Origin of the sequence: Bradyrhizobium guangdongense (assembly GCF_004114975.1) — a bacterium.
Taxonomy (GTDB): Bacteria; Pseudomonadota; Alphaproteobacteria; order Rhizobiales; family Xanthobacteraceae; genus Bradyrhizobium; species Bradyrhizobium guangdongense.
Genome location: NZ_CP030051.1, coordinates 3,271,181 through 3,292,804 on the forward strand (window position 1 = coordinate 3,271,181; position 21,624 = coordinate 3,292,804).

The following is a 21,624-nucleotide window of genomic DNA, read 5'->3' on the forward strand; positions in this document are numbered from 1 at the left end:
GTCTGGATTGCTTCGCTGTGCTCGCAATGACGGAGGATAGAGCGTGCCGAATACAAGCAAAGGAAATCGCCATGATCGAATTCTTCTTCGACTGCTCCAGCCCCTGGACCTATCTCGCTTTCCACAACATCCAGCCGCTGGCGAAAGAACTCGGTGCGGAGATCATCTGGCGGCCGATCCTGGTCGGCGGCATCTTCAATACGGTCAATCCCAGCGTCTATGCGCAACGTGAGAAACCGGTGCCGCTGAAGGCGCGCTACATGAAGAAGGATCTTCAGGATTGGGCGCGCTCGGCGGGTCTTGCGATCAAGATGCCGCCGACGGTGTTCCCGGTGAACAGCGTCAAGGCGATGCGCGGCTGCATTTGGCTGGCTAAGGACATGGTGCCGTTCGCGACTTCAGTGTTCGAGTCCTATTGGGGCGACGACAAGGACATTTCGCAGGACGCGGTGCTGGCGGAGATCTGCAAGAAGGTCGGCATCGACGAGCAGAAGTTCTTTGCCGGCATTTCCGAGCAGGGCATCAAGGATCAGCTCAAGGCCAACACGGAAGAGGTCGTCGCACGCGGCGGCTTCGGCTCGCCGACCATTTTTGTCGACAAGACCGACATGTATTTCGGCAATGACCGCCTGCCGCTGATCCGCGAGGCGCTGCTGCGCAACAAGGCAAGCGCGGCCTGATGGTACGAGCTGTCGTCTGCCGCGCGCTCGGCGCGCCCGAAATGTTGCGGCTGGAAGAAATTCCGTCGCGTTCCTTGAAGCCGGGCGAGGTCCGCGTCGCGATCCGCGCCGCCGGGCTGAATTTCCCTGATGTGCTGATGGCGGCCGGCGACTATCAGCTCAAGCCGGAGCTGCCGTTCACGCCCGGCATGGAAGCCGCCGGCGACGTCATCGAGGTCGGCGCGGAGGCGAGGGGCGCTGCCGTCGGCGACAAGGTGATCGTGAAAATGCGCCACGGCGCTTTCAGCGATGAGGTGGTGGTGACGCCGTCGCAGCTCACCCCGAAGCCGTCGACCTTCGACTATGCGGAAGCTGCGACCTATCTCGCCGGTCACGGCACCGCCTATCATGCGCTGATCGAGCGCGGCCGGGTCGAGCCTGGCGAGGTGCTGCTGGTCCACGGTGCCGGTGGCGGCGTTGGTCTTGCAGCGGTCGAGCTCGGCAAGATGCTGGGTGCCACCGTGATCGCGACCGCGTCCAGCGACGAGAAGCTGGCGATCGCAAAGTCGCGCGGCGCCGATCATCTCGTTCGCTACGACCGCGAGCCGTTTCGCGAGGCGGTCAAGCGCATCACCCACGGCCGCGGCGCCGACGTCGTGTTCGATCCGGTCGGCGGCCAGGTTTTCGAAGACTCGATGCGTTGCATCGCCTGGGGCGCACGGCTGCTGGTGATCGGCTTCACCGGCGGCATCGGTTCGGCCAAGACCAACTTGCTTCTGATCAAGGGCGCCAGCGTGCTCGGCGTCCGCGCTGGCGAAGCCGTACGCCGGAATCCGGCGCTCGGTGAGGTCAGGCTGAAAGCGCTGCTGCAATGGGCAGAGGAGGGCAAGCTGCGCCCGAACGTCTCCCATCGCCTGCCGCTGCAGGACTGTGCGAAGGCGATGCGGCTGCTGATCGAGCGAAAGGCGATCGGGCGCGTAGCGCTGGTGACGGACTGATCGGATCTGCCGAATTTCTGAGCAGATGCAGCCCAAGCTTTGGTCACTCGCGTAACGCGTTTTCTTTACCAGTCTTATCCTATCACGAGTGCACAACGTGAACTCGGTTGATGTTCAAGAACACAAGAATACTCCACCGCATCGCTCTGGCGGCGCTGCTGCCCCTCGCGACGCTCGCCATGATGGCGTTCTACGAGATTTCCGCCAAATGGGCTGTGCGCTCGGAAATGGCGGAGATGCAGCCGGTCGTGGATGGGGTCGGCAAGTTGAGCGGCCTGGTTCACGAGCTTCAACGCGAGCGCGGCCTGTCGTTGACCTTTCTGAGCAGCAAGGGCGGACAGTTGGGGCCCGAACTGCTGCAGCAGCGTGGTCGCACGGATGCCGGCCGGGCAAGGGCGCTTGAAGCGCTGGCTGATCTGGCCCGGGAGAGAAGCGGCCGGCTGACGTCTAGCAGTCAGGCAGCGACGGAGAGTCTCGGGCGGCTGGATACGCTGCGCGAGCAGGTCGATCGCCAGGCCATCGCTCCGGCCGCGGCAACGGGCGCTCTCACCGAGATCGTGGGGCGTCTGATCATCGTGATGTCGGGCATTTCCAAGCTTGCAACGGATGACGAGATTTCGCGGTCGATCGCGGCGCATGCCAATCTGGTGGAAGCCAAGGAGCGGGCCGGTCTGGAACGGGCCACCGTCGCCGGCGCGATTGCCGCCGGCCGTTTCGAGCCACAGGCCTACGTCCGGGCGATCGGCCTTGCCGCGGCACAGGACAGTTTCTTCGCGTCTTTCCGTGCGGTTGCATCCGCTCCCGCCAGGGAGCTGCTCAATTCGCAACTGTCAGGGCCGGCGGTCGACAGGTTCGGGAGCATGCGCAGAGTGGTCGAGCGAGGGGGGCTTGCCGGGGAGTTCGGTTCGCTCGACAGCAAGACCTGGTTCGATGCTGCGACGGTTCGGATCGACCTGATGAAGAAGGTGGAGGATGGGTTGGTCACCGATCTGGCCGACCTGATGGCCAAGAAAAAGAACGGTGCCACCTTCAGCCTTGGCCTGGTGACCGGGCTTGCCCTGCTGGCGCTGCTGACCAGCATGGCGGCGGTTTCGATGATGGCGCGGAGCATCACGGCGCCGATCGGTCAGCTGGCCAACGCCATGACCCAGCTTGCCGGCGGCAAGCTCGATCAGCAGGTCGATGCGACCGATCGGGGCGACGAGATCGGCGCGATGGCGCGCGCCGTCCAGTTCTTCAAGGACAATCTAGTCCGCACCGTCGAGCTCAACGCGCGGGAACGCGAGGCCACCGCGCAGCGCGCCGCGCGCACAACGCGCATCGGCGAGCTCACGGATCGCTTCAATACCGACGTCGCCGAGGTGATCGAAACCGTCGTTTCCGCCTCATCGCAGCTCGAGGCGACGGCGGCAAGGATGAACAAGTCCGCAGGTCGGACCAGCGACGAAGCGGCCGGCGTGGCCGATGTGACGGAGGTCGCCTCCACCAACATGCAGACCGTGGCGGCAGCCACCGAGGAACTGTCCAATTCGATCGCCGAGATCGGCCGGCGTGTGACGCAGTCGGCCGAGATCGCGCAGAAGGCAGCCGTCGACGGCCGCCGTACGAACGAAACGGTCAAGAGCCTGTCATCGGCCGCTGCATCGGTCGGCGACGTGCTGACGCTGATCAACGAGATCGCGAGGCAGACGAATCTGCTGGCGTTGAATGCGGCGATCGAGGCGGCCCGGGCCGGTCACGCGGGCAGGGGATTTGCAGTCGTCGCAGGGGAGGTGAAAAGCCTCGCCGAACAGACATCCAAAGCGACAGACGACATCCGCAGCCAGATCACCGCGATCCAGACGACGTCCGAACAGGCGGTGGGCGCAATTCACGGCATCACCGTCACGATCGAAGAGATCAACGAGATCACGGCTTCGATCGCCGCGGCGGTCGTCGAGCAGGACGCCGCCACACGGGAAATCGCCCGCAACGTTCAGGAGGCCGCGCGGGGGACCGGAGAGATTTCCCAGAGCATCCAGAGCGTCAAGCTTGGATCGAGCGAGTCCAGTGCCGCCGCGGGCGAAGTTTTCGATGCTTCTGAGGAACTGACGCGACAGTCGGAAAGCATGCGTCAGTTCGTCGAGACCTTCATCGGCGCGATCAAGGCGGCATAGGTTCGAAAGCGCGCTATTTGTACTCCCGCTCGGTCCACCACGGGAAATAATCCGGCATGTCGCTGGAAACCTTGTTCTTGAACTGCGCCGGCCGCTTCTCCAGGAACGACACCACGCCTTCCCTCACGTCGTCCGAGCGGCCGCGGGCGTAGATGCCGCGGCTGTCGACCTTGTGGGCTTCCATGGGATCGTCGGCGCCCATCATGCGCCACATCATCTGCCGGATCAGCGCGATCGACACCGGCGCGGTTTTGGCTGCGAATTCCTTCGCCAGCGCGCGGGCGGTCGGCAAGAGATCGTCGGGGGCGACGACCTTGCTGACGAGGCGGCCGGCGAGCGCTTCCTGCGCCGGGAAGACGCGGCCGGAATAGCACCATTCCAGCGCCTGCGAGATGCCGACGATGCGGGGCAGGAACCAGCTCGAGGCCGCCTCCGGCACGATGCCGCGCTGGGAGAACACGAAGCCGAAGCGCGCCGCTTCGGATGCGATGCGAATATCCATCGCGAGCTGCATGGTGACGCCGATGCCGACGGCGGGGCCGTTCACCGCGGCGATCACCGGCTTGAGGCACTTGAAGATGCGCAAGGTGACCTGGCCGCCGCCATCGCGCACCTGCGGATCGCTGTAATCGACCTTGCCGTCGGCAAAGCGTTTCACCGGCCCGCGCCGCGCGTCGCGATCGAACGTATCGGCTCCGGAGGAGAGATCCGCGCCTGCGCAAAAGCCGCGTCCGGCGCCGGTGACGATGATGGCGCGGACATTGTCGTCCTTGTCGGCGGCGTCGAAGGCGTCGATCAATTCTCCTTGCATCTGCGCGTTGAAGGCGTTGAGCTTGTCGGGCCGGTGCAGCGTGATGGTGAGGATCTGCTCGGCGACCTCGTATTTGATCGTCTCATACGCCATGAGTGGTTTCCTTCCCTTGATCTTCATCGTTCTCTCTAGCACGTCATTCCGGGGCGCGCGAAGCGCGAGCCCGGAATCCATTTGTCCACACCACTTGTGCCGATGAATGGATTCCGGGCTTGCGCCAAGAGGGCGCCCCGGAATGACGAGCGGAGTTAGTTGCGCGGCGGCTTCGGCCAGGGCCGCTGCGCTCCGCGCAGTCCTTCGAACGCCTTGGCAATGCCGAGCACGCCGATATCGTCGAAGCGGCGGCCGACGATCTGCACGCCGATGGGAAAACCCTTGGCGTCGAACCCGCCATTGATCGAGACCGCAGGGTTCTCCGACATATTCCACGGAACGGTATAGGCGATGTGCTCGAACGGCTTCATGGGATCGTTGGTCGGCGAGGCCCAATCCGCCGGATAGTTCACGTTCGGCGCGGTCGGCGAGATCACGTAATCGAGCTCGCAGAACAGCTTGGACGCGGCCGCGCGGATCGCCATGGTCTGGTTGAAGCCGCGGATCACGTCGACGCCGGAGAGCTTTGCGCCGGACTCTCCCCACTTGAAGATGTAGGGCAGCACCTTGGCCTGTTCGGCCGGCGTCAGCTTGGACAGATCGTCCCACATCCGCGCGCGCCAGAAATTGTCGAGGCCGTCAAGCATCTCGCGCGTGAGGATGCCGTCAACTTCGGTCACGACGGCGCCTGCGGACTCGAAAGCCTTCGCGGCCTTTACCGCCACTTCGCGCACCGGCTTCTCCAGCGCCAGGCCGCAGCCGGGATCGAGCATCAGGCCGAAGCGGAGTTTGCGCGGGGACTTCTCGAGACCCCTCCAGTTCAGCGGCTCGGCGGGCAGGCTCATGCCGTCGCGCCTGTCGGGCTTTGCGATCACGCTCATCATCAGCGCGCAGTCGTCGACGGTGCGGGTCATCGGGCCGGCGACGCGGCCGACATAGGTGGGGTCGATCGGCACGCGTCCGAAGCTCGGCTTCAGGCCGACGAGGCCGCACCAACCGGCCGGCAGGCGCACCGAGCCGCCGATATCGGTGCCGAGATGCAGCGGGCCGTAGCCGGCTGCGGCCGCGGCGCCCGCACCGGCGCTGGAGCCGCCGGGATTTTTGGTGAGGTCCCAGGGATTTCGCGCGAGCGCGTGGAACGAAGAGAGCCCCGACGACAGCATGCCGTAATCGGGCATGGTGGTCTTGGCGAAGATGATCGCGCCTGACTCGCGCAGCCGCGCGGCGGGCGGGGCATCCTTCTCCGCCGGCACCAGCTTGACGCTGGCAGCTCCCAGCGGCACCGGCACACCTTTGGTCGCGATGTTGTCCTTGACCGTGACAGGCACGCCGTCGAGCGCGCCGCAAGGTTCGCCGCCGGACCAGCGCGCCGTCGAAGCCTCGGCGGCCTCGCGCGCGCCGTCGGGATCGAACGCATAGAGCGCCTTCAGATGCGGCTCCCACGCAGCGACATGCGCGAGCAGATCCTCCAGCACCTCGCTCGGCGAGAACTGCTTTGCGCGATAGCCCGCGATCAGATCGACCGCGGACAGATCGTGCAGCGAGGTGACCGCCTCCTCGACGCTCTTCTTCATCGCTAGCCTACCGGCATGCGCGTTTCGATGATCCGGGCGAACATGCTGGCGCCGATCGGCAGGATCTTGTCGTCGAGCACGAAGCCGGGATTGTGCACCGGAACCGAGCCGTCATGACCGACCCAGAAATAGGCGCCGGGAATTGTCTCCAGCATGTCGGCAAAGTCCTCGCTGCCCATCTTCGGCTGGGTGCGGGTGATCACCTTGGCGGGGTCGACGATCGTGCGCGCGACCTCCTCGACCACCTTGGACTGCTCGACCTGGTTGACCAGCACGTTGAAGGTGTCGCGGATGTCGACATCGATCGCGCACTCATAGGCGCTGGCGATGCCGGCGCAGATGGTGCGGATGCGTTCGCTGACCAGGGTGCGGACTTCCTTCGAGAAGGTGCGGATGGTGCCGCAAAGATGCGCGTCGCCGGGAATGACGTTGTAGGCGGAGCCCGCATGGATCTGGGTGATCGACACCACCGCAGCCTGCAGCGGCTCGACGTTGCGGCTGACGACGGTCTGGATCGCCTGCGCCAGCGTGGTCGCGATCACGACCGCGTCCTTGGAGCGCTCGGGCATCGCGCCATGTGCGCCGTAGCCGGTGATGCGGAGGTCGAAGAAGTCGGCGCTGGCCATCGCGGGGCCGGGCAGGATCGCGATCTCGCCATGGTTGAGGTCGGGCGCGTTGTGCAGGCCGTAGAGCTCGTCGCACGGAAATTTCTCGAACAGGCCGTCCTTGATCATGGCGCGAGCGCCGCCCAGGCCTTCCTCGGCCGGCTGGAAGATCAGGTGCACGGTGCCGTCGAAATTCCTGGTCTCGGCGAGGTAGCGCGCGGTGCCGAGCAGCATGGTGGTGTGGCCGTCATGACCGCAGCCGTGGAAGCGGCCGGGGATCTTCGAAGACCATTTCAGATTGGTGTTCTCTTCCATCGGCAGCGCGTCCATGTCGGCGCGGAGCCCGATGCGCTTGCTGCCCGAACCCTTGCCCTTGATGACGCCGATCACGCCGGTGCCGCCGAGACCGCGGTGCACCTCGATGCCCCAACTCGTCAGCTTGTCGGCGACGATGCCGGAGGTGCGCACTTCCTCGAAGCCGATCTCGGGATGGGCGTGGAGGTCGCGCCTGATGGCAGTGAGTTCGTCGGCGTAGCCGTCGATGCGGTCAATGGTGGGCATGTGTCCTGTCCGGTTAGCGTGAAGAAGGATCGAAGGCGGGGCCGTTCGGCTTGATGCGGATACCCGGACGCAGGCGCGTCCAGGGGAGGGACGCCGTATCGGCCGGCATCGCGCCGGGCGCGGCGCAGATCATCAGCTTTTCCGCGATCGGTTCGAAATCGGCGCGGAAATGCACCGAGCTCTTGTTGACCAGGATCTTCTCCCTGGTCGGCTCGATGCCGACATAGCGGTACATCGCCTGGTCGGCGAGTTGTGCCTTGTGCGAGGAGACGACGACTCGGACGTCGCCGATGCGCAAGGCCGCGGAGGGGCCCATCTCCATCTCTCGGCCGCCATAGTAGGGACCGGGCGCGATGAAACGGCCGTCGGAGAGGTTTTCGACCACGAAGGTCTCACGATAGGGCGCGTCGCCGGGAATGCCTGATTTGCCGCCGAGCGAGAGCGTGACGGTGGCGCCGACGCCGGCTGCATGCGCGGCCCTGGCGGATTCCGGATCATAGATCGCCCCAGTGGCGGCGCTCGCCTTGTTGCGCACCAGCGCGCGCAGCATGCCGGTCGTGTCGGAATCGCCGCCGGCGCCGGGATTGTCCTGGGTGTCGGCGATGATGATCGGCTTGCTCGCGCTCTTCGCAAGTTCCATGGCGTGGCGCACGCCGTCGTCGGGCGTCCAGATCTTACCGTCGAAATCGTCCTCGTGACTTTCGATCAGCTTGACGATCGCCTCTGCGGCGCGGTCCGCATCGTCTTGCGTCCGGCCGTAGGCGAACACGCTCGGCCCGCAGTCGCGGAAGTCGGCGGCCGGGAAGCCGGGCGCGAAGGACAGCGTTGGAACCGCATCGCTCTCCAGCGCGGCGAGCTTTTCGTAGATGCCCTTGGTGGGGAAGTCGTTGGTGCATTGCCAGCTGATCGCGATCAGGAACGGCAGTTGCCGGAACGACTTTGCGAGGCGCTGCTTCGTCTTCAGGAGCAAGGCAAGATGCTTCGCAGCGGCGCGGCCGGTCTCGGCCATGTCGACATGCGGATAGGTGCGGTAAGCAATCAGCGCGTCCGCGTGTTCCATCATTGCGGGAGTCACGTTGGCGTGGAGGTCGAGGCTTGCGACCAGCGGAACATCCTTGCCGATGATGCGGCGCACGCGCGCCAAGATCTCGCCTTCGCCGTCGTCGAGATGCTCGGTCACCATGGCGCCGTGCAGATCGAGATAGACGGCGTCGATCGGCCCGGCAGCCGCGATGCCGTCGATCATCACCCTCACGATGCGCTCGAACGCATCCTCGGTGACATGCGCCGACGGGCTCGCACCGCAGGCGATAGTCGGAACGAGTTCCCAGCCGTTGGCTTCCGCGCTGTCGACGAAACCGGCCAGCCCGACATTGATGCCGCGCATCACCTTGAGAACGTCGGTCCCCACCGTCATCGCCGGCCAGCCGCCGCCATGCTGGAAGTCGGCGAAGGTCGCCTTGGTCGGAGCGAAAGTGTTGGTCTCGTGCAGGAAGCCGCCGACGGCGATGCGTGTCATCAATGCAAGTCCGATCAATCAAGGGTGCGCGAAATTAGCCATGGCCTTGCAGTGAGAGCAAGGCGGGAAGCAATCGCGCAATGCATGGGGTCAAGACGTTTTGGGAATGTGTGCCGCGCACACCGTCATTGCGAGCACAGCGAAGCAATCCAGAGTCTTTTCCGCGGAGGAAGTCTGGACTGCTTCGCTGCTCTCGCAATGACGAGAGGGAAGACCTACGCGCTCGCCCCCACGCCCTCCGACACCGGCCGGAAATTCGCAAAATCCCAGTTGCGGCCGGGGGCCGCATCGAGCAACGCCCTGGTGTAGGCCTCCTGCGGGTGCGTCAACACCTCCGCCGCCGGCCCCTGTTCGACGACGCGCCCGTGCTGCATCACCACGACCTCGTCGCAGATTTGCGCTGCGACACGCAGATCGTGGGTGATGAACAGGATGGCGATGCCGAGCCGCTTCTGGATCTCGTCCAGCAGGTCCAGCACCTGCGCCTGCACGGAGACGTCGAGCGCGGACACCGCTTCGTCCGCCACCAGCACGTCGGGATCGAGCGCGAGCGCACGCGCAATGGCGATGCGCTGGCGCTGGCCGCCGGAGAACTGGTGCGGATAGCGCGCCACTGCGTCGGCCGGCAGGCCGACCAGCTCGAGCAATTCGCGGGCCCGCTTCATCGCGTCGGCATGCGATATGCCGTAATTGATCGGGCCCTCCGCGATGCTCTCGCCGACGCTGACCCGCGGGTTGAGCGAGCGGTACGGATCCTGAAACACGATCTGGATTTTCTGCCGGTGCGGCTGCAGCAGGCGGCGCGAGATGTCCGAGATCTCGCGGCCGGACAGGCGCACACCGCCGGAGGTCGGATCGATCAGGCGAACGATGCAGCGCGCCACCGTCGACTTGCCCGAGCCGCTTTCGCCGACGATGCCGAGCGTGCGGCCCTTGCGCAGTGTCAGCGTCACCTTGTCGGCGGCGACGACCTCGCGGCCTTTGCCGAAGAAGGCGCGTTCCTTGTAGATCTTGCTGAGCTCGTTGGCCTCGAGCACGATCGGCTCGCGGCTCTCCTCGCGCGGCGGCCGCGGCACCAGGCTCGGGACGGAGGCGAGCAGGTTGCGGGTGTAATCCATGCTGGGATTGCGCAGCACGGTTTCGAGTTGGCCGGTTTCGACCAGGCGGCCCTGCCGCATCACCGCGACGCGGTCGGCGATCTCGGCGACCACGCCCATGTCGTGGGTGATGAACAGCACGGCGGTGCCATGATCGCGCTGCAGCTCGCGGATCAGGGACAGAATCTGCTTCTGCGTGGTGACGTCGAGCGCGGTGGTCGGCTCGTCGGCGATGAGGAGCTTGGGCTCGAGCACCAGCGCCATCGCGATCATGATGCGCTGGCGCTGGCCGCCGGAGAGGCGGTGCGGGTAGGAGGCGAAGATGCGCTCGACCTGGGGCAGGTGGACCTGCTCCATCATGTCGAGAATGCGCTTCTTGCGCGCTCTGGCATCGAGGTCGGTATGGGCGCGCAAGACTTCGTCGATCTGGCGGCCGACCGGCACGACCGGATTGAGCGCGGTCATCGGCTCCTGGAAGATCATGGCCATCTTCGTCGCGCGCAACTGGCGCAGGCGGCGGTCGGTCGCGGTGAGGATCTCCTCGCCGACGAGCTTCACGCTTCCGCTCGTCGGAACCAGCGTGCCCTTTGGCAAGAGGCCCATCGTGGTGAGCGAGGTCACCGACTTGCCTGAGCCGCTTTCGCCGACGAGGCACAGCGTCTCGCCCTCGCGCACCTGGATCGAAATGCCGTCGATGATCTTTGGCCCGCCCGGCTTCTTGCCGACGGAGACGACGAGATTGCTGATGTCGAGAATGGTGTCTTTGGTCATGCGAGGTCTTTCGTCATGCCGGGGCGCGCGTCAGCGCGAGCTACGGTGCGCAATTGCGCACCGGAGAATCCATCGGGCCGCAACACAAGAGGTGAAATGGATTCCGGGCTCGCGCCAAGGGGCGCGCCCCGGAATGTCAGGGCTACTCGCATCACTTCCCCTCCCGCTGCTTCATGCGGGGGTCGAGTGCGTCGCGGGCGGCGTCGCCGATCAGGTTGATGCTGAGGATGGCGATCGAGAGCAACAGGCCCGGCCAGAAGATCAGCGTCGGCTTGAGCTGAAAATACTGGCGGCCTTCGGCCATGATGTTGCCCCAGGTCGGCGTCTCAGGCGAGATGCCCGCGCCGAGGAAAGAGAGAATGGCCTCGGTGAGGATGGCGGAGGCGCAGACATAGGTGCCCTGGACAATCAGCGGCGCGATCGTATTCGGCATCAGGTGCCGCCACATGATCTTGGGCAGCGACGATCCGACCGAGATGGCGGCCTCCACATAAGGCTCCTCGCGGGCGGACAGCACGACCGAGCGTACCAGGCGCGCCACGCGCGGGACTTCGGGAATGGTGATCGCGATCAGCACGGTCCAGATGCTGGCGCCGGACAACGACACCACGGCGATCGCGAGCAGGATGCTCGGCATCGCCATCAGGCCGTCCATGATGCGCATCATCACCGAATCGACCAGCTTGAAGAAGCCGGAGACCAGCCCGATCGCAAGCCCGATGGCGATCGAGAAGATCGCCGAACCGATGCCGATCAGCAGCGAGATGCGGCCGCCATAGATGACGCGCGACAACAGGTCACGGCCATAGGGGTCGGTGCCGAGCAGGAACTGCGCGGACGATGGTTTGAGCCGCTGCGAGGGCGCAAGCTGGATCGGATCATGCGGCGCGATCAGCGGCGCTAGGATCGAGATCACCACGATCAGCGTGAGCAGGATCGTGGCCGCCGCGATGATCGGCGTCGAGGTGAGGAATCCGAGACGCGGCCGCAGCGGCGACGTGATCGGAATGGAGGACTGGGGAAGGCTATCGACCGTCATGGTTGTTCTTCCTTACCTCAGTACCTGATACGGGGATCGAGCAGCGTATAGGCGACGTCGATCAGAAGGTTGACGACGACGTAGATCAGCGAGGTCAGCAGGATCATCGCCTGGATCACCGGATAGTCGCGCGCCAGCACCGCATCCACGGTGAGGCGGCCGATGCCGGGGATGTTGAACACGCTCTCTGTGACGACGACGCCGGAGATCAGCAGCGCAAAACCGGTGCCGATCACGGTGATCACGGGCACCGCGGCGTTGCGCAGCGCATGCCGCATCATCACGGCGACCTCGTTGATGCCCTTGGCGCGCGCCGTTCGCACGTAGTCTTCACCGAGCACGTCGAGCATCGCTGCGCGCGTCATGCGCGCGATCAGCGCGATATAGATGAAGGAGAGCGCGCAGGTCGGCAGAATGATGCGCTCGAGGAACGGACCGAAGCCGGCCGATATGCTCTTGAAGCCCTGCACCGGCAACCAGCGCAGGTCGATCGCAAACACCTCGATCAGGACATAGCCGACCACGAACACCGGCACCGAGAAGCCGAGCACGGACAGGCCCATCACGAAGCGATCGATCCAGGTGCCGTGCTTCCAGGCCGCGATCACGCCGAGCGGCACGGCGACGACGACGGCGAGAATGATGGTCGACAGCGCGATCGAGATCGACGGCTCGACGCGCTGGCCGATCATCTTCATGACCGGCAGGTTGGAGATCAGCGAGGTGCCGAGATCGCCGTGCAGCAGCTTGTTCACCCAGGTGATGAACTGGACGATCAAGGGCTCGTTGAGACCGAGTGAGGTGCGGATACGCTCCAGCCGTTCCGGCGTCGCATTGTCGCCGGCGAGGATCGCGGCGGGATCGCCCGGCGTCAGCCGTAGCAGCAGGAATACGAACAGGGCGACGACGCCCATCACGGGCACGGCGGCGAAGATTCGGCGAAGGAGATATCCGAGCAAGTTGGATCCGTCAGATTAGAGTCAAATCGGCGGCAGCGGTGATCGCCCGTTCTGCCACCAGCCTAACATTTCAGCAATTCCCGTGCCATCAGGGTCACAGTTTTTGCAGTGCGGCCAGTCTTCGTAGGTGGGCGATGCGGCTTGTCCGCCCGTAGCTCGAAGAGCGAAGGCGGATGCGTGCCCACCCTTTGGTGCGATCGGAGAGAGGTGGTGGGCACGGCGCAAGTGCCCTTTGCCCGCCCTACAGAATGACTTGGCGATCACTCCAGGGTGGCCAACAGTCCCGCCATCAGGCGGCCGCGTTCGACCAGACTCTCGACCTCGATATACTCTTCGAGCGTGTGGACATTGCCGCCGCGCACGCCCAGGCCGTCGAGAGTCGGGATGCCCATCGTGCCGGTGAAGTTGCCGTCGGAGCCGCCGCCGGAACTCGCATGCGGTAATTCCGCGCCGAGCGATTTGGCGATGCCGCGCGCCTTTTCGTACAGTGCCATGGTGCCGGCGTCCGGCTCCCATACCGGCCGCGTCACTCCGCGCGTGACCTTGAAGGCCACATCATTGCTCGTGCCCGACAGCGCCAGCATCCGCTCGACGCCGCGGTCGAGATCGGCCTGACGCTTGGCCATGGAGAGCGCTTCGCCCGTGGCGGTCGTGGCAACGCAATTGACCCATTGGCCGCCATGCACGATTCCGACGGAGAAGGTGCAGTCTTCCGTCGTCATCGCCTCGATCGCGAGAATCTGCCGCGCCATCTCGCGGATGGCCGACCGTCCCGCCGACAGCGTTGCGCCTGCGTGGCTCGGTCGTCCCGTCGCTTCCAGATTGAATCGCGCGATGGCGTAACGTCCGGTGGTGACGCCGTTGTCGGCGCGACCGGGCTCGGGCACCAGCACGTATTTGTTGCGCGCGGCTTCCGCCTCGATGATGTCGCGCGTCGAGGGCGTTCCGACTTCCTCGTCCGGCGTGAACAGCACGGTAATCGGCAGGGGCGTGGTAAAGGACGCGCGTGCCAGCTGGCGGATCGCCTCCAGGGAGAGATAGTTGCCGCCCTTCATATCGCAGATGCCGGGACCGTAGCATCTGTTGCCCTCGCGCCGCCATTTCAGCTTCTCGATGGTGCCGACCGGGTGGACGGTATCCATGTGTCCGGCGATCAGAATGCCCGGTTCGCCCTGCTTGGGGTGCGGGAAACGCGCGCGGACGACGCCGCCGAAGCCCTGACGGCCGGCAATGCGCTCGATGGTCGCACCCATGACGGCCATATCCCGCGCTGCGATATCGAGCATGCGATTGACGGCGCCGGCGTCCCAGGTCGGGCTCTCGCATTCGACCCAGGTGCGCAGGCCCTCGAGCATGGTTTCGGAATCGAAGGGAAGATTGGCTGGATTCATCTCGATGTCTCCCAGGATTCGAAAGATGGAACGCGCATTGCATCAGCGCCGGCAGGACAAGCGGAGAGCGTTGTAGAGCCAAACCGAACTTTGTGGAGCCCGTGCGTACGACGCCGTGGGCTGCACCGAAACCGGATTGACGCGCTCAACACTGTCTGCAAGTCTCGAAAGATAAAGGCGTTGCATGAGGTTAGTTCGCCCAAAGAACGAACCTGATGCTCAACCAATAACCTGCCTTTGAACAGTTTCACGTCAGGAGAAACTTTCTATGTTGAGCTTGATGCGCCGGGGGCGTCGCGCGTTCGCCTCCATACTTGCGCTGTCGGTCGTCGCGCTTTCGACGGCGATGGCCTCGCCGGTGTTTGCGGCCGGCAAGACCATCACCGCGGTGATGCATTCGGATCTGCGCATCATCGATCCGATCTTCACCACCGCCTACATCACGCGTGACCATGGCTACATGGTCTACGACACGCTGATCGCGACGGATGCGAATTTCAAGATCCAGCCGCAGATGGCGGACTGGAAGATCTCCGACGACAAGCTCACCTATACCTTCACGCTGCGCGACGGCCTGAAATGGCATGACGGCACGCCGGTGACCGCGGAGGACTGCGTTGCCTCGCTGAAGCGCTGGGCCGCCGTCGACGGCATGGGCCAGCAGATGATGCAGTTCACTGCGAGCATCGAGGCGACCGATCCGAAAACCATCACGCTGAAGCTGAAAGAGCCCTATGGCCTGGTGCTCGAGTCGATCGGCAAGCCGTCTTCGCGCGTCGCCTTCATGATGCCGAAGCGTCTCGCCGAGACGCCGCCGGACAAGCAGATCCCCGAACAGATCGGATCCGGTCCGTTCAAGTTCGTCCAGGGCGAATTCCAGCCCGGCGTGAAGGCGGTCTATGTCAAGAACACCGATTACGTGCCGCGCAAGGAGCCGGTGAGCTGGACTGCGGGCGGCAAGGTGGTGAAGGTCGATCGCGTCGAGTGGATCACCATGCCGGATTCGCAGACCGCGGTGAATGCGCTGCAATCGGGCGACATCGACTTCATGGAAAATCCGCCCTGGGATCTGTTGCCGGTCCTCGAGGGCAATCCCGACCTGAAGGTCGAGACGCTGAACAAGTTCGGCTTCCAGACCTTGGGCCGCATGAACTTCCTGCATCCGCCCTTCGACAATCCGAAGATCCGCCGCGCCGCGCTTCTGGCCACCAGCCAGAAGGACGTGCTCGACGCACTCGTCGGCAATCCCAAATACTACAAGGTCTGCGGCGCCTTCTTCATCTGCGATACCCCGTTTGCAACCGACGTCGGATCGGAGACGCTGGTGAAGGGCAACGGCATGGCAGAAGCCAAGAAGGCCCTTGCCGAGTCCGGCTATGACGGCACCCCGGTCGTGATCATGGCCCCCGGTGACGTCACCACACTCAAGGCCCAGCCGATCGTGGCTGCCCAGCAACTGCGCGAGGCCGGCTTCAAGGTCGATCTCCAGGCGACCGACTGGCAGACGGTGGTGAGCCGGCGCGCCAGCCAGAAATCTCCCAAGGAGGGCGGCTGGAACATGTTTTTCACCAACTGGGTCAGTGCCGACGTGTCCAACCCGATCGCGAATCTCTCGATCGGGGGCCAGGGCAAGAAGGGCGGCTGGTTCGGCTGGGCGGAGGATGCCAAGATCGAGAAGCTCAAGGACGACTTCGTCCGCGCCGCCTCGCTCGACGATCAGAAGAAGATCGCGACCGAGATCCAGAAGGAAGCCTACGACCAGGTGATCTACATCCCGCTCGGCCAGTACCTGGCGCCGAGCGCCTGGCGGAAGTCGCTGACCGGCGTGCTCGACGGTCCGGCGACCCCGGTGTTCTGGAACGTCGACAAGTCGGAGTAGGACATTCGGCAGAAGGCAAGGGTGCTCGCGCATCTTTGCCCTGACAAAAACGCGGCGCCGCTGTCATCAGCGGCGCCGCTGTCGTTTGCCGTCCTGTCTCGGCGAGAAATGCCGAAAACCTTTTTAACTCTTCCAGTTTCCAATCATTGCTATTTGTTTCCGATCTGAAATAGATGTTTCGCCTTCAGGCATTACTTTCCCCCCTTTGGTTTGATTCTTGTGCCGCTCGATCTTGCTTTCCAGGCGATGGCCGAACGGTCCGATCGCGCGCCGGCGCGTTGGCGCCGTCCCTTCCTGCGCTGGCTCGACGGCGTCGAGGCGGGCTGGGCCGTTCCGCTCCTCATTGCGTGCTTCGTTGCGATCTGGACGCTGTATCTCGCCATCGCCTATGCCGGCGGCGGCCTGCATCCTGATACGCTGGAGGCCTGGACGCTGGGGCGGAATTTCGCCTTTGGCTACCCCAAGCATCCGCCGCTGATGGGCTGGATCGCCGCAAGCTGGACCTCCGTCTTCCCGCTCAGCGACTGGTCGCTGCAATTGATGGCGATGGTCAACGCGGGGCTTGCGCTGGTCTTCGTCGATTGCGTCGCCCGTCAGTTCGTGACCGGGCACAAGCGCATCCTCGTGCTGCTGCTCCTGATGCTGACGCCGGCCTATCAATTCCACGCCCAGCGCTTTAACGCCAACTCCGTGCTGCTCGCGATCTGGCCGCTCGCCACATGGTGTTTCCTGCGCGCGTTCGAGACGCGATCCGTGTTCTGGGCGGTCGCGGTCGGATGCACCACGGCGCTGGCGATGGTCGGGAAGTATTATTCGATTTTCCTGGTCTCGAGCTTTGCCTTTGCCGCGCTCGCGCATCCGGCGCGGCGCGCCTATTTTGCCTCCGCATCGCCGTGGATCTCCGTCGTCACCGGGCTCGCGACGCTGTCGCCGCACATCTACTGGCTGGCGACCACGGGCGCCTCGACCTTCACTTACGCACTGAACCACGCCAACGGCAATGCGGTGAGCTCGCTCGGTGAAGTGAAGAATTTCCTGCTGGGATTGGTGGCGGCCAGCAGCGTCGCGGGCGTGATCTGGGTGTTCGTTGCAGGCCGGCGGCTCAAGCAGTTTCCGGCCGATTTCGCCGCGATGAGCCCGGGCCTTCGACTTCTCTTCTACGTCGCCATCGGTACGATCGCACTGCCGGTGCTGACGTCGCTCGCGATGGGCACGGATCTGCCGTCGCTATGGGCGTTGCAGGGGCTGTTTCTGTTCGTCGTGCTCGTCGTCTGCGGCGCGCGCTATCCGATCGAACGCTTTTACACCGTCAATGCCACGATCATCGTCATGGGCGTTGCGCTCGTCTCCGTCCTGGTCGCGGCCCCCATCCACGCCGTCTATCGCAACATCGACGGCTACGAAGAGGGGCGGAATTTCTACGCGCAGGCCGCAAGCGAGCTGACCCGACAATGGCATGAGGAGACCGGCGAGCCGCTCGGCGCCGTCAGTGGCGACGATTCACTCGCTTTCGCCACCGCGTTCTACAGCCCCGATCATCCGCACTATGCGCGGCCGTTCGAGCATCAATATCATTGGGGATTGCCGCGCAAGGCGACGCTCGACCGCGGCTGGGCCGCGTTGTGTTTCGAGGGCCAGGATTATTGCGGCCGCTGGATGGAATGGGTGTCGGCCCGCGCCGGACATTTTGTCAGGCGGGAATTCACCGTGCGGGCATCGCTCTGGGGCCGGCCCGGCGTGAGCCGAAAAGTGATCATGCTGCTGGTGCCGCCGCAGGCGAACGGCGCACCGCCCAGAAGTGCGGCGCAGGATTTCAGCGCCAGCAAGCGCAGTCCGGAGTAGGGACCTCTCCTCAGCAATGGCTGTCGCGGACCTGCTCGAGCCCTTCGCTCGCAAAGGGCAGGTTGAAATCCGCGTGCGCGGCGGGCGATGCCGGCCGCTCGGTGTGGTGCGGATCCTGCTCGCGAGCTTCGTCCTGGTGCTGTGGTTCCATTGGGCCGCCTCTCGAATTGCTGCACGACAACATCGAGGGGCCAGCGAAGTTCCTCACGCGATCGGGCGATGGTGCGGCTTGAACAGCCGGCCCTTCTCCACGACGAGCACGATCGCGAGCGCGGCAAGCGTCGACAGGAAGAAGCCGACCGAGAAGGGCAGCAGCGTGCCGTCGAAACTCTGGCCGATCGCCGTGCCGACCGCGATGCCGATCAGCGTCGTGATCGAGCCGTAGAGCGAGGAGGCGGTGCCGGCGATGTGGCCTTGCGGCTCCATCGCGAGCGCGGTGAAATTGGCGACCATCATGCCGAACGAGAACATCATCAGCGCCGACAGCACCATGAACAGCGGGAGCGGCAACACGCCGAGAATCTCGCTCAGCAACATCACGCCGGCCACCAGCGCATAGAGCGTCAGCGCACCGTGCGAGATCACGCGCATGCCGAGCCGCCCGACCAGCTTCGCGTTGAGGAAGCCGGCCACCGCGGTGCCGGCCGCGATCGCGGCAAAGGCCAGCGGGAAGTAATGGCCGAGATGATAGATGCCGGTGAACACCTGCTGGGCCGAGAATACGAAAGCAAACAGCGCGCCGATCACGCTGCCGGCCGCCGTCGCATAGCCGAGGGTCTGGCGGTTGGTGATGGTCTGCCGGAAGGCCGACAGCACGTCGGCGGGCGCAAGCGACCTGCGTTCGGACTCGGGAAGCGTTTCGGGCAGCCGCAGCACGCTCCAGGCCAGCGCCAGAACGCCGTAGAGCATCAGCACGACGAAGATGCCGCGCCATTGCGTGACCAGCAGCACGGCCTGTCCGAACGAGGGCGCGATCACGGGCACGGCGATGAAGATCATCATGGCCAGCGACATCACGCTCGCCATGCGGCGGCCGGCATAACAGTCGCGCACGATCGAGGTCGCGATCACGCGCGTCGCCGAAGTGCCGAGGCCCTGGAGCGCGCGGGCGAGCAGCAGCGTCTCGAACGAGGGCGCCGCGACGGCCAGCACGCCCGCCACCGCGTAGACGGCCATGCCGCCTAAGAGCACCGGCCGGCGTCCGAACCGGTCCGACAACGGGCCCATGACGAACTGGCCCGCGCCGAAGCCGATCAGGAAGGTCGACAGCACGAGCTGGAGATGATTGGCGTTGGCGATGCTGAAGGCCCGCCCGATGTCGGGCAGTGCCGGCAGCATCATGTCCATGGCGAGCGGGTTCAGCGCCATGATGGATGCGATCACGACAACGAATTCGGGAAAACCCATGGGGCGGTGTCCCGCGGACACCCAGTCGTCGGCATTGACGTCGGACAAGCAGCTTACCTCTGATTTCAGAGGCCCTATCTCATGCTCATATTGCATTGCACAACCCATGTTTCGGGATGGCTGTCAGGCGGAGCACAAGCCTTGCGGCGCCGGCTTCGTGGGATCGTCTTCTTTCGGCGCGGTCAGAAACCGGGGATTCACCATACGATCGGGGGCGCCAGACCGGGGAGATGAATCCGCAACCCATCTTGTCCAGTGTGGGCGCTGACTGGATGCCGCGGAGGCGTCGAGGAACTCGGGACGGGCAGGGGATCAGACGTGTCGGACATGTCAGGGACAGCACAATGGCCACGGCCCGCGGCCGATATGGCCGGGGGACGCAACGTCTGGCTTGCCGGCCTGATCGTGCTGGTGGCGTTCCTGGTGTTCATCAATCTCGCCAACGATACTGCAATCGACATCAATTACGGCTGGGACGTCCGCGTCAATTGCGCGGCCGTGGATGCGCACGCCGACGGCCTCGATCCCTATTTCGTGAAGAATTTGAAGGGCACCAAGCTCTCTTATCCATATCTCCCGGCGACGCTGGACGCTTTCCGTCCATTGTGTGCGGGCGGCTTTCTGGTCGGTCACTATCGCGGCGTCTATCTCGTCCTTGCCGTGTTGTGCAGCCTGCTACTGCCCGGGATCGGCCGGCCGCACAATTTGCGCGACGTGGCGCTCAGGGGACTTTTCACCTTCGGCGCGTTCGTCGGCTTCGAATGGGTGTTGGCCTCGGGCAATTTCGCGATCCTCGGCGGCGGCCTCGCGGCCGCGGCACTTGCGCTTCTGCTTCGCTCCGCAAAGCGCGACGATCGACACGATGTCCCTCGACTCGCAGGGGCGGCGCTGCTCGGCCTCGTGATGTCGTTCAAGCTGGTGTTCTGTCCGGTGCTGGCCGCGCTCTATCTGCTGCCAGTGCCGCGGCGGCAGAAGCTCGCTCTGTTGGCGGTGGCGGGCCTGGGCTTTGCGCTGCCGCTTCTGGCCTCGGTCGTCTTCTATCCAGATCTGTTCTCGAGCTGGTTGCTGGCGATCACGGGCGGCATCCCCGGCCAGCATTCGGTCCAGATCGAGGAAACCAATCCGTCGCTGCTGCTGCTGGCGCAGAGTATCGTGGACCATGCCGGTCTTCCCGACAGCAAGCCGCTGGTGTTCGCAATCTATGCGCTGAGCGCAATCGCCCTTGTGCTCGCGCCGCTCGGCGGGTCGCTGCTGCGCGCGATCGGCCCTATCGGAAGATCGCTGCCGGCACGGCTCGATCGCTGGCTGATTGATCATCCACAGGCCGCGATGCGCGTCACCGTGCTTACGATGTACGGCCTCTATCTCTGCTCGCCGCGTCTGAAGGAATATGCCTTCTTCGAGCTCGCGGTTTACGGCGCGGTCCTGATCGTCGACCTCCCGGCCGCAGCCCTCGCTGCTGTCCTCACTATCGGCGTCGCCGTGCCCACGCTGGTCTCGTTCACGGGAATGTCGATCGAAGGCAATTTCATCCTGATCACGGTCGCGCTGATGTGCTTCTGGATCATGCTGCGGGCGCAGGCATCGGAGAACGTGGTGCGGGCAGCCGGGGTCGAACCGGCACAGCGCTTGCGCACCGAGGGATTTTAAGTCCCTTGCGTCTACCAATTCCGCCATGCCCGCTTGATCCAACGGGATCAAACACTTAAGTCGCGTCCAGCCCTCTGGAATTGGCGTTCGAGCCGGACCGGGGTTCTTCCTTAAGCGAGCCGGAGGCACAAGGCAAAGCCTCAATCCGGACATCTGGCTCTGCTTTAGCCATTCTCAATTCAGGGGACTATTCTTCTGCCCATGCCCGCTTCGCTTTCCTTTTCCCTGCGCGCCTGTTGCGCGGTAGCCGCGCTGGGCGCGGCCGGCTTTGCGCTGTCCGGCTGTGCCAGCATGACCGAGACGGTCGCGCCGGCCTTTGCCGATCCCGCCAAATACGAATTGTACGATTGCAAGCAGCTGGAGGCCGAGCGCAAGGCGCTGGCCGCGCGCACCGCGGATCTGCAGCGGCTGATGGACAAGGCCGAGACCGGTGCCGGGGGGGCCGTGGTCTCCGAGCTCGCCTATCGCAACGATTATGTCGCGGTCCGCGGCTCGGCCCAGCTGGCGGAAGATGCCTGGCGCCGCAACAGGTGCCGGGAAACGCCGCCCAATGCACCGCCGGCAGCGACTGCGCCGCAGCGGCCGGACATCAAGCCCGCGCCGAAGCGCTGAA

19 protein-coding genes and 1 tRNA gene are annotated in these 21,624 nt (G+C 64.7%); 6 read left to right on the plus strand and 14 right to left on the minus strand.

The window, feature by feature from the left end:
* The first annotated feature begins 71 nt into the window (after positions 1-71).
* The 3 genes from X265_RS15540 to X265_RS15550 all read left to right on the plus strand — a co-directional run bounded on the left by X265_RS15540 (position 72) and on the right by X265_RS15550 (position 3,813).
* On the plus strand, positions 72-680 hold the full coding sequence (locus tag X265_RS15540; protein WP_128965608.1) for a 2-hydroxychromene-2-carboxylate isomerase: 609 nt from the start codon (positions 72-74) through the stop codon (positions 678-680).
* Positions 680-1,657: an NADPH:quinone oxidoreductase family protein gene (locus X265_RS15545; RefSeq protein ID WP_128965609.1), complete on the plus strand. Its 978-nt coding sequence runs from the start codon at positions 680-682 to the stop codon at positions 1,655-1,657. Before X265_RS15540 ends, X265_RS15545 begins: the two co-directional genes overlap by 1 nt.
* Before the next feature lie 110 nt (positions 1,658-1,767).
* A complete protein-coding gene (locus X265_RS15550; RefSeq protein ID WP_128965610.1) occupies positions 1,768-3,813 on the plus strand; it encodes a methyl-accepting chemotaxis protein in 2,046 nt (681 codons plus the stop codon).
* Positions 3,814-3,826: 13 nt separating this feature from the next.
* On the opposite strand, the gene X265_RS15555 is transcribed toward X265_RS15550, so the two are convergent.
* The 8 genes from X265_RS15555 to X265_RS15590 all read right to left on the minus strand — a co-directional run bounded on the left by X265_RS15555 (position 3,827) and on the right by X265_RS15590 (position 14,233).
* Entirely contained in the window at positions 3,827-4,717 is an 891-nt protein-coding gene (locus tag X265_RS15555; RefSeq protein WP_128965611.1) for a crotonase/enoyl-CoA hydratase family protein, read from the minus strand.
* Positions 4,718-4,872: 155 nt separating this feature from the next.
* Complete coding sequence (locus X265_RS15560) at positions 4,873-6,291, minus strand: amidase (protein ID WP_128965612.1); 1,419 nt, start codon at positions 6,289-6,291, stop codon at positions 4,873-4,875.
* 2 nt (positions 6,292-6,293) lie between these two features.
* Positions 6,294-7,457, minus strand: a complete 1,164-nt coding sequence (locus X265_RS15565; protein WP_128965613.1) for a M20 aminoacylase family protein — start codon at positions 7,455-7,457, stop codon at positions 6,294-6,296.
* A 13-nt stretch (positions 7,458-7,470) separates the two neighbouring features.
* Positions 7,471-8,976, minus strand: coding sequence for a M81 family metallopeptidase (locus X265_RS15570; RefSeq protein WP_128965614.1), 1,506 nt, complete (start codon positions 8,974-8,976; stop codon positions 7,471-7,473).
* Between the two features lie 215 nt (positions 8,977-9,191).
* Entirely contained in the window at positions 9,192-10,844 is a 1,653-nt protein-coding gene (locus X265_RS15575) for an ABC transporter ATP-binding protein (RefSeq protein WP_128965615.1), read from the minus strand.
* 151 nt (positions 10,845-10,995) lie between these two features.
* A complete protein-coding gene (locus X265_RS15580) occupies positions 10,996-11,883 on the minus strand; it encodes an ABC transporter permease (RefSeq protein ID WP_128965616.1) in 888 nt (295 codons plus the stop codon).
* Between the two features lie 17 nt (positions 11,884-11,900).
* Entirely contained in the window at positions 11,901-12,842 is a 942-nt protein-coding gene (locus tag X265_RS15585; protein ID WP_164938608.1) for an ABC transporter permease, read from the minus strand.
* A gap of 260 nt (positions 12,843-13,102) precedes the next feature.
* Positions 13,103-14,233 carry a M20/M25/M40 family metallo-hydrolase gene (locus X265_RS15590; RefSeq protein ID WP_128965617.1) on the minus strand — a complete coding sequence of 377 codons (1,131 nt, stop codon included), beginning with the start codon at positions 14,231-14,233 and terminating at the stop codon, positions 13,103-13,105.
* Between the two features lie 268 nt (positions 14,234-14,501).
* Here X265_RS15590 and X265_RS15595 point away from each other — a divergent pair, with 268 nt between their 5' ends.
* Complete coding sequence (locus tag X265_RS15595) at positions 14,502-16,112, plus strand: ABC transporter substrate-binding protein (protein WP_128965618.1); 1,611 nt, start codon at positions 14,502-14,504, stop codon at positions 16,110-16,112.
* A 246-nt stretch (positions 16,113-16,358) separates the two neighbouring features.
* Positions 16,359-17,954 (plus strand): glycosyltransferase family 39 protein, encoded by a 1,596-nt coding sequence (locus tag X265_RS15600; protein WP_128969281.1) that lies wholly within the window; start codon positions 16,359-16,361, stop codon positions 17,952-17,954.
* 10 nt (positions 17,955-17,964) lie between these two features.
* Here the strand turns inward: X265_RS15600 and X265_RS40475 are convergent, their stop codons facing one another.
* From X265_RS40475 to X265_RS15615, 6 genes are all read right to left on the minus strand, one after another.
* Complete coding sequence (locus tag X265_RS40475) at positions 17,965-18,105, minus strand: hypothetical protein (protein ID WP_164938609.1); 141 nt, start codon at positions 18,103-18,105, stop codon at positions 17,965-17,967.
* Positions 18,106-18,158: 53 nt separating this feature from the next.
* Positions 18,159-19,409: a multidrug effflux MFS transporter gene (locus tag X265_RS15605; protein ID WP_128965619.1), complete on the minus strand. Its 1,251-nt coding sequence runs from the start codon at positions 19,407-19,409 to the stop codon at positions 18,159-18,161.
* A gap of 282 nt (positions 19,410-19,691) precedes the next feature.
* Positions 19,692-19,994 (minus strand): hypothetical protein, encoded by a 303-nt coding sequence (locus X265_RS40480; protein WP_164938610.1) that lies wholly within the window; start codon positions 19,992-19,994, stop codon positions 19,692-19,694.
* A 42-nt stretch (positions 19,995-20,036) separates the two neighbouring features.
* Positions 20,037-20,678 (minus strand): hypothetical protein, encoded by a 642-nt coding sequence (locus tag X265_RS42085; protein WP_194417921.1) that lies wholly within the window; start codon positions 20,676-20,678, stop codon positions 20,037-20,039.
* 95 nt (positions 20,679-20,773) lie between these two features.
* Complete coding sequence (locus X265_RS40490) at positions 20,774-20,998, minus strand: hypothetical protein (protein ID WP_164938612.1); 225 nt, start codon at positions 20,996-20,998, stop codon at positions 20,774-20,776.
* Positions 20,956-21,044: transfer RNA gene (locus X265_RS15615), tRNA-Leu, on the minus strand. Before X265_RS15615 ends, X265_RS40490 begins: the two co-directional genes overlap by 43 nt.
* A gap of 168 nt (positions 21,045-21,212) precedes the next feature.
* On the opposite strand from X265_RS15615, the gene X265_RS15620 reads away from it, so the two are divergent.
* A complete protein-coding gene (locus X265_RS15620) occupies positions 21,213-21,623 on the plus strand; it encodes a twin-arginine translocation pathway signal (RefSeq protein WP_128965620.1) in 411 nt (136 codons plus the stop codon).
* The last annotated feature ends 1 nt before the right edge of the window (position 21,624 follow it).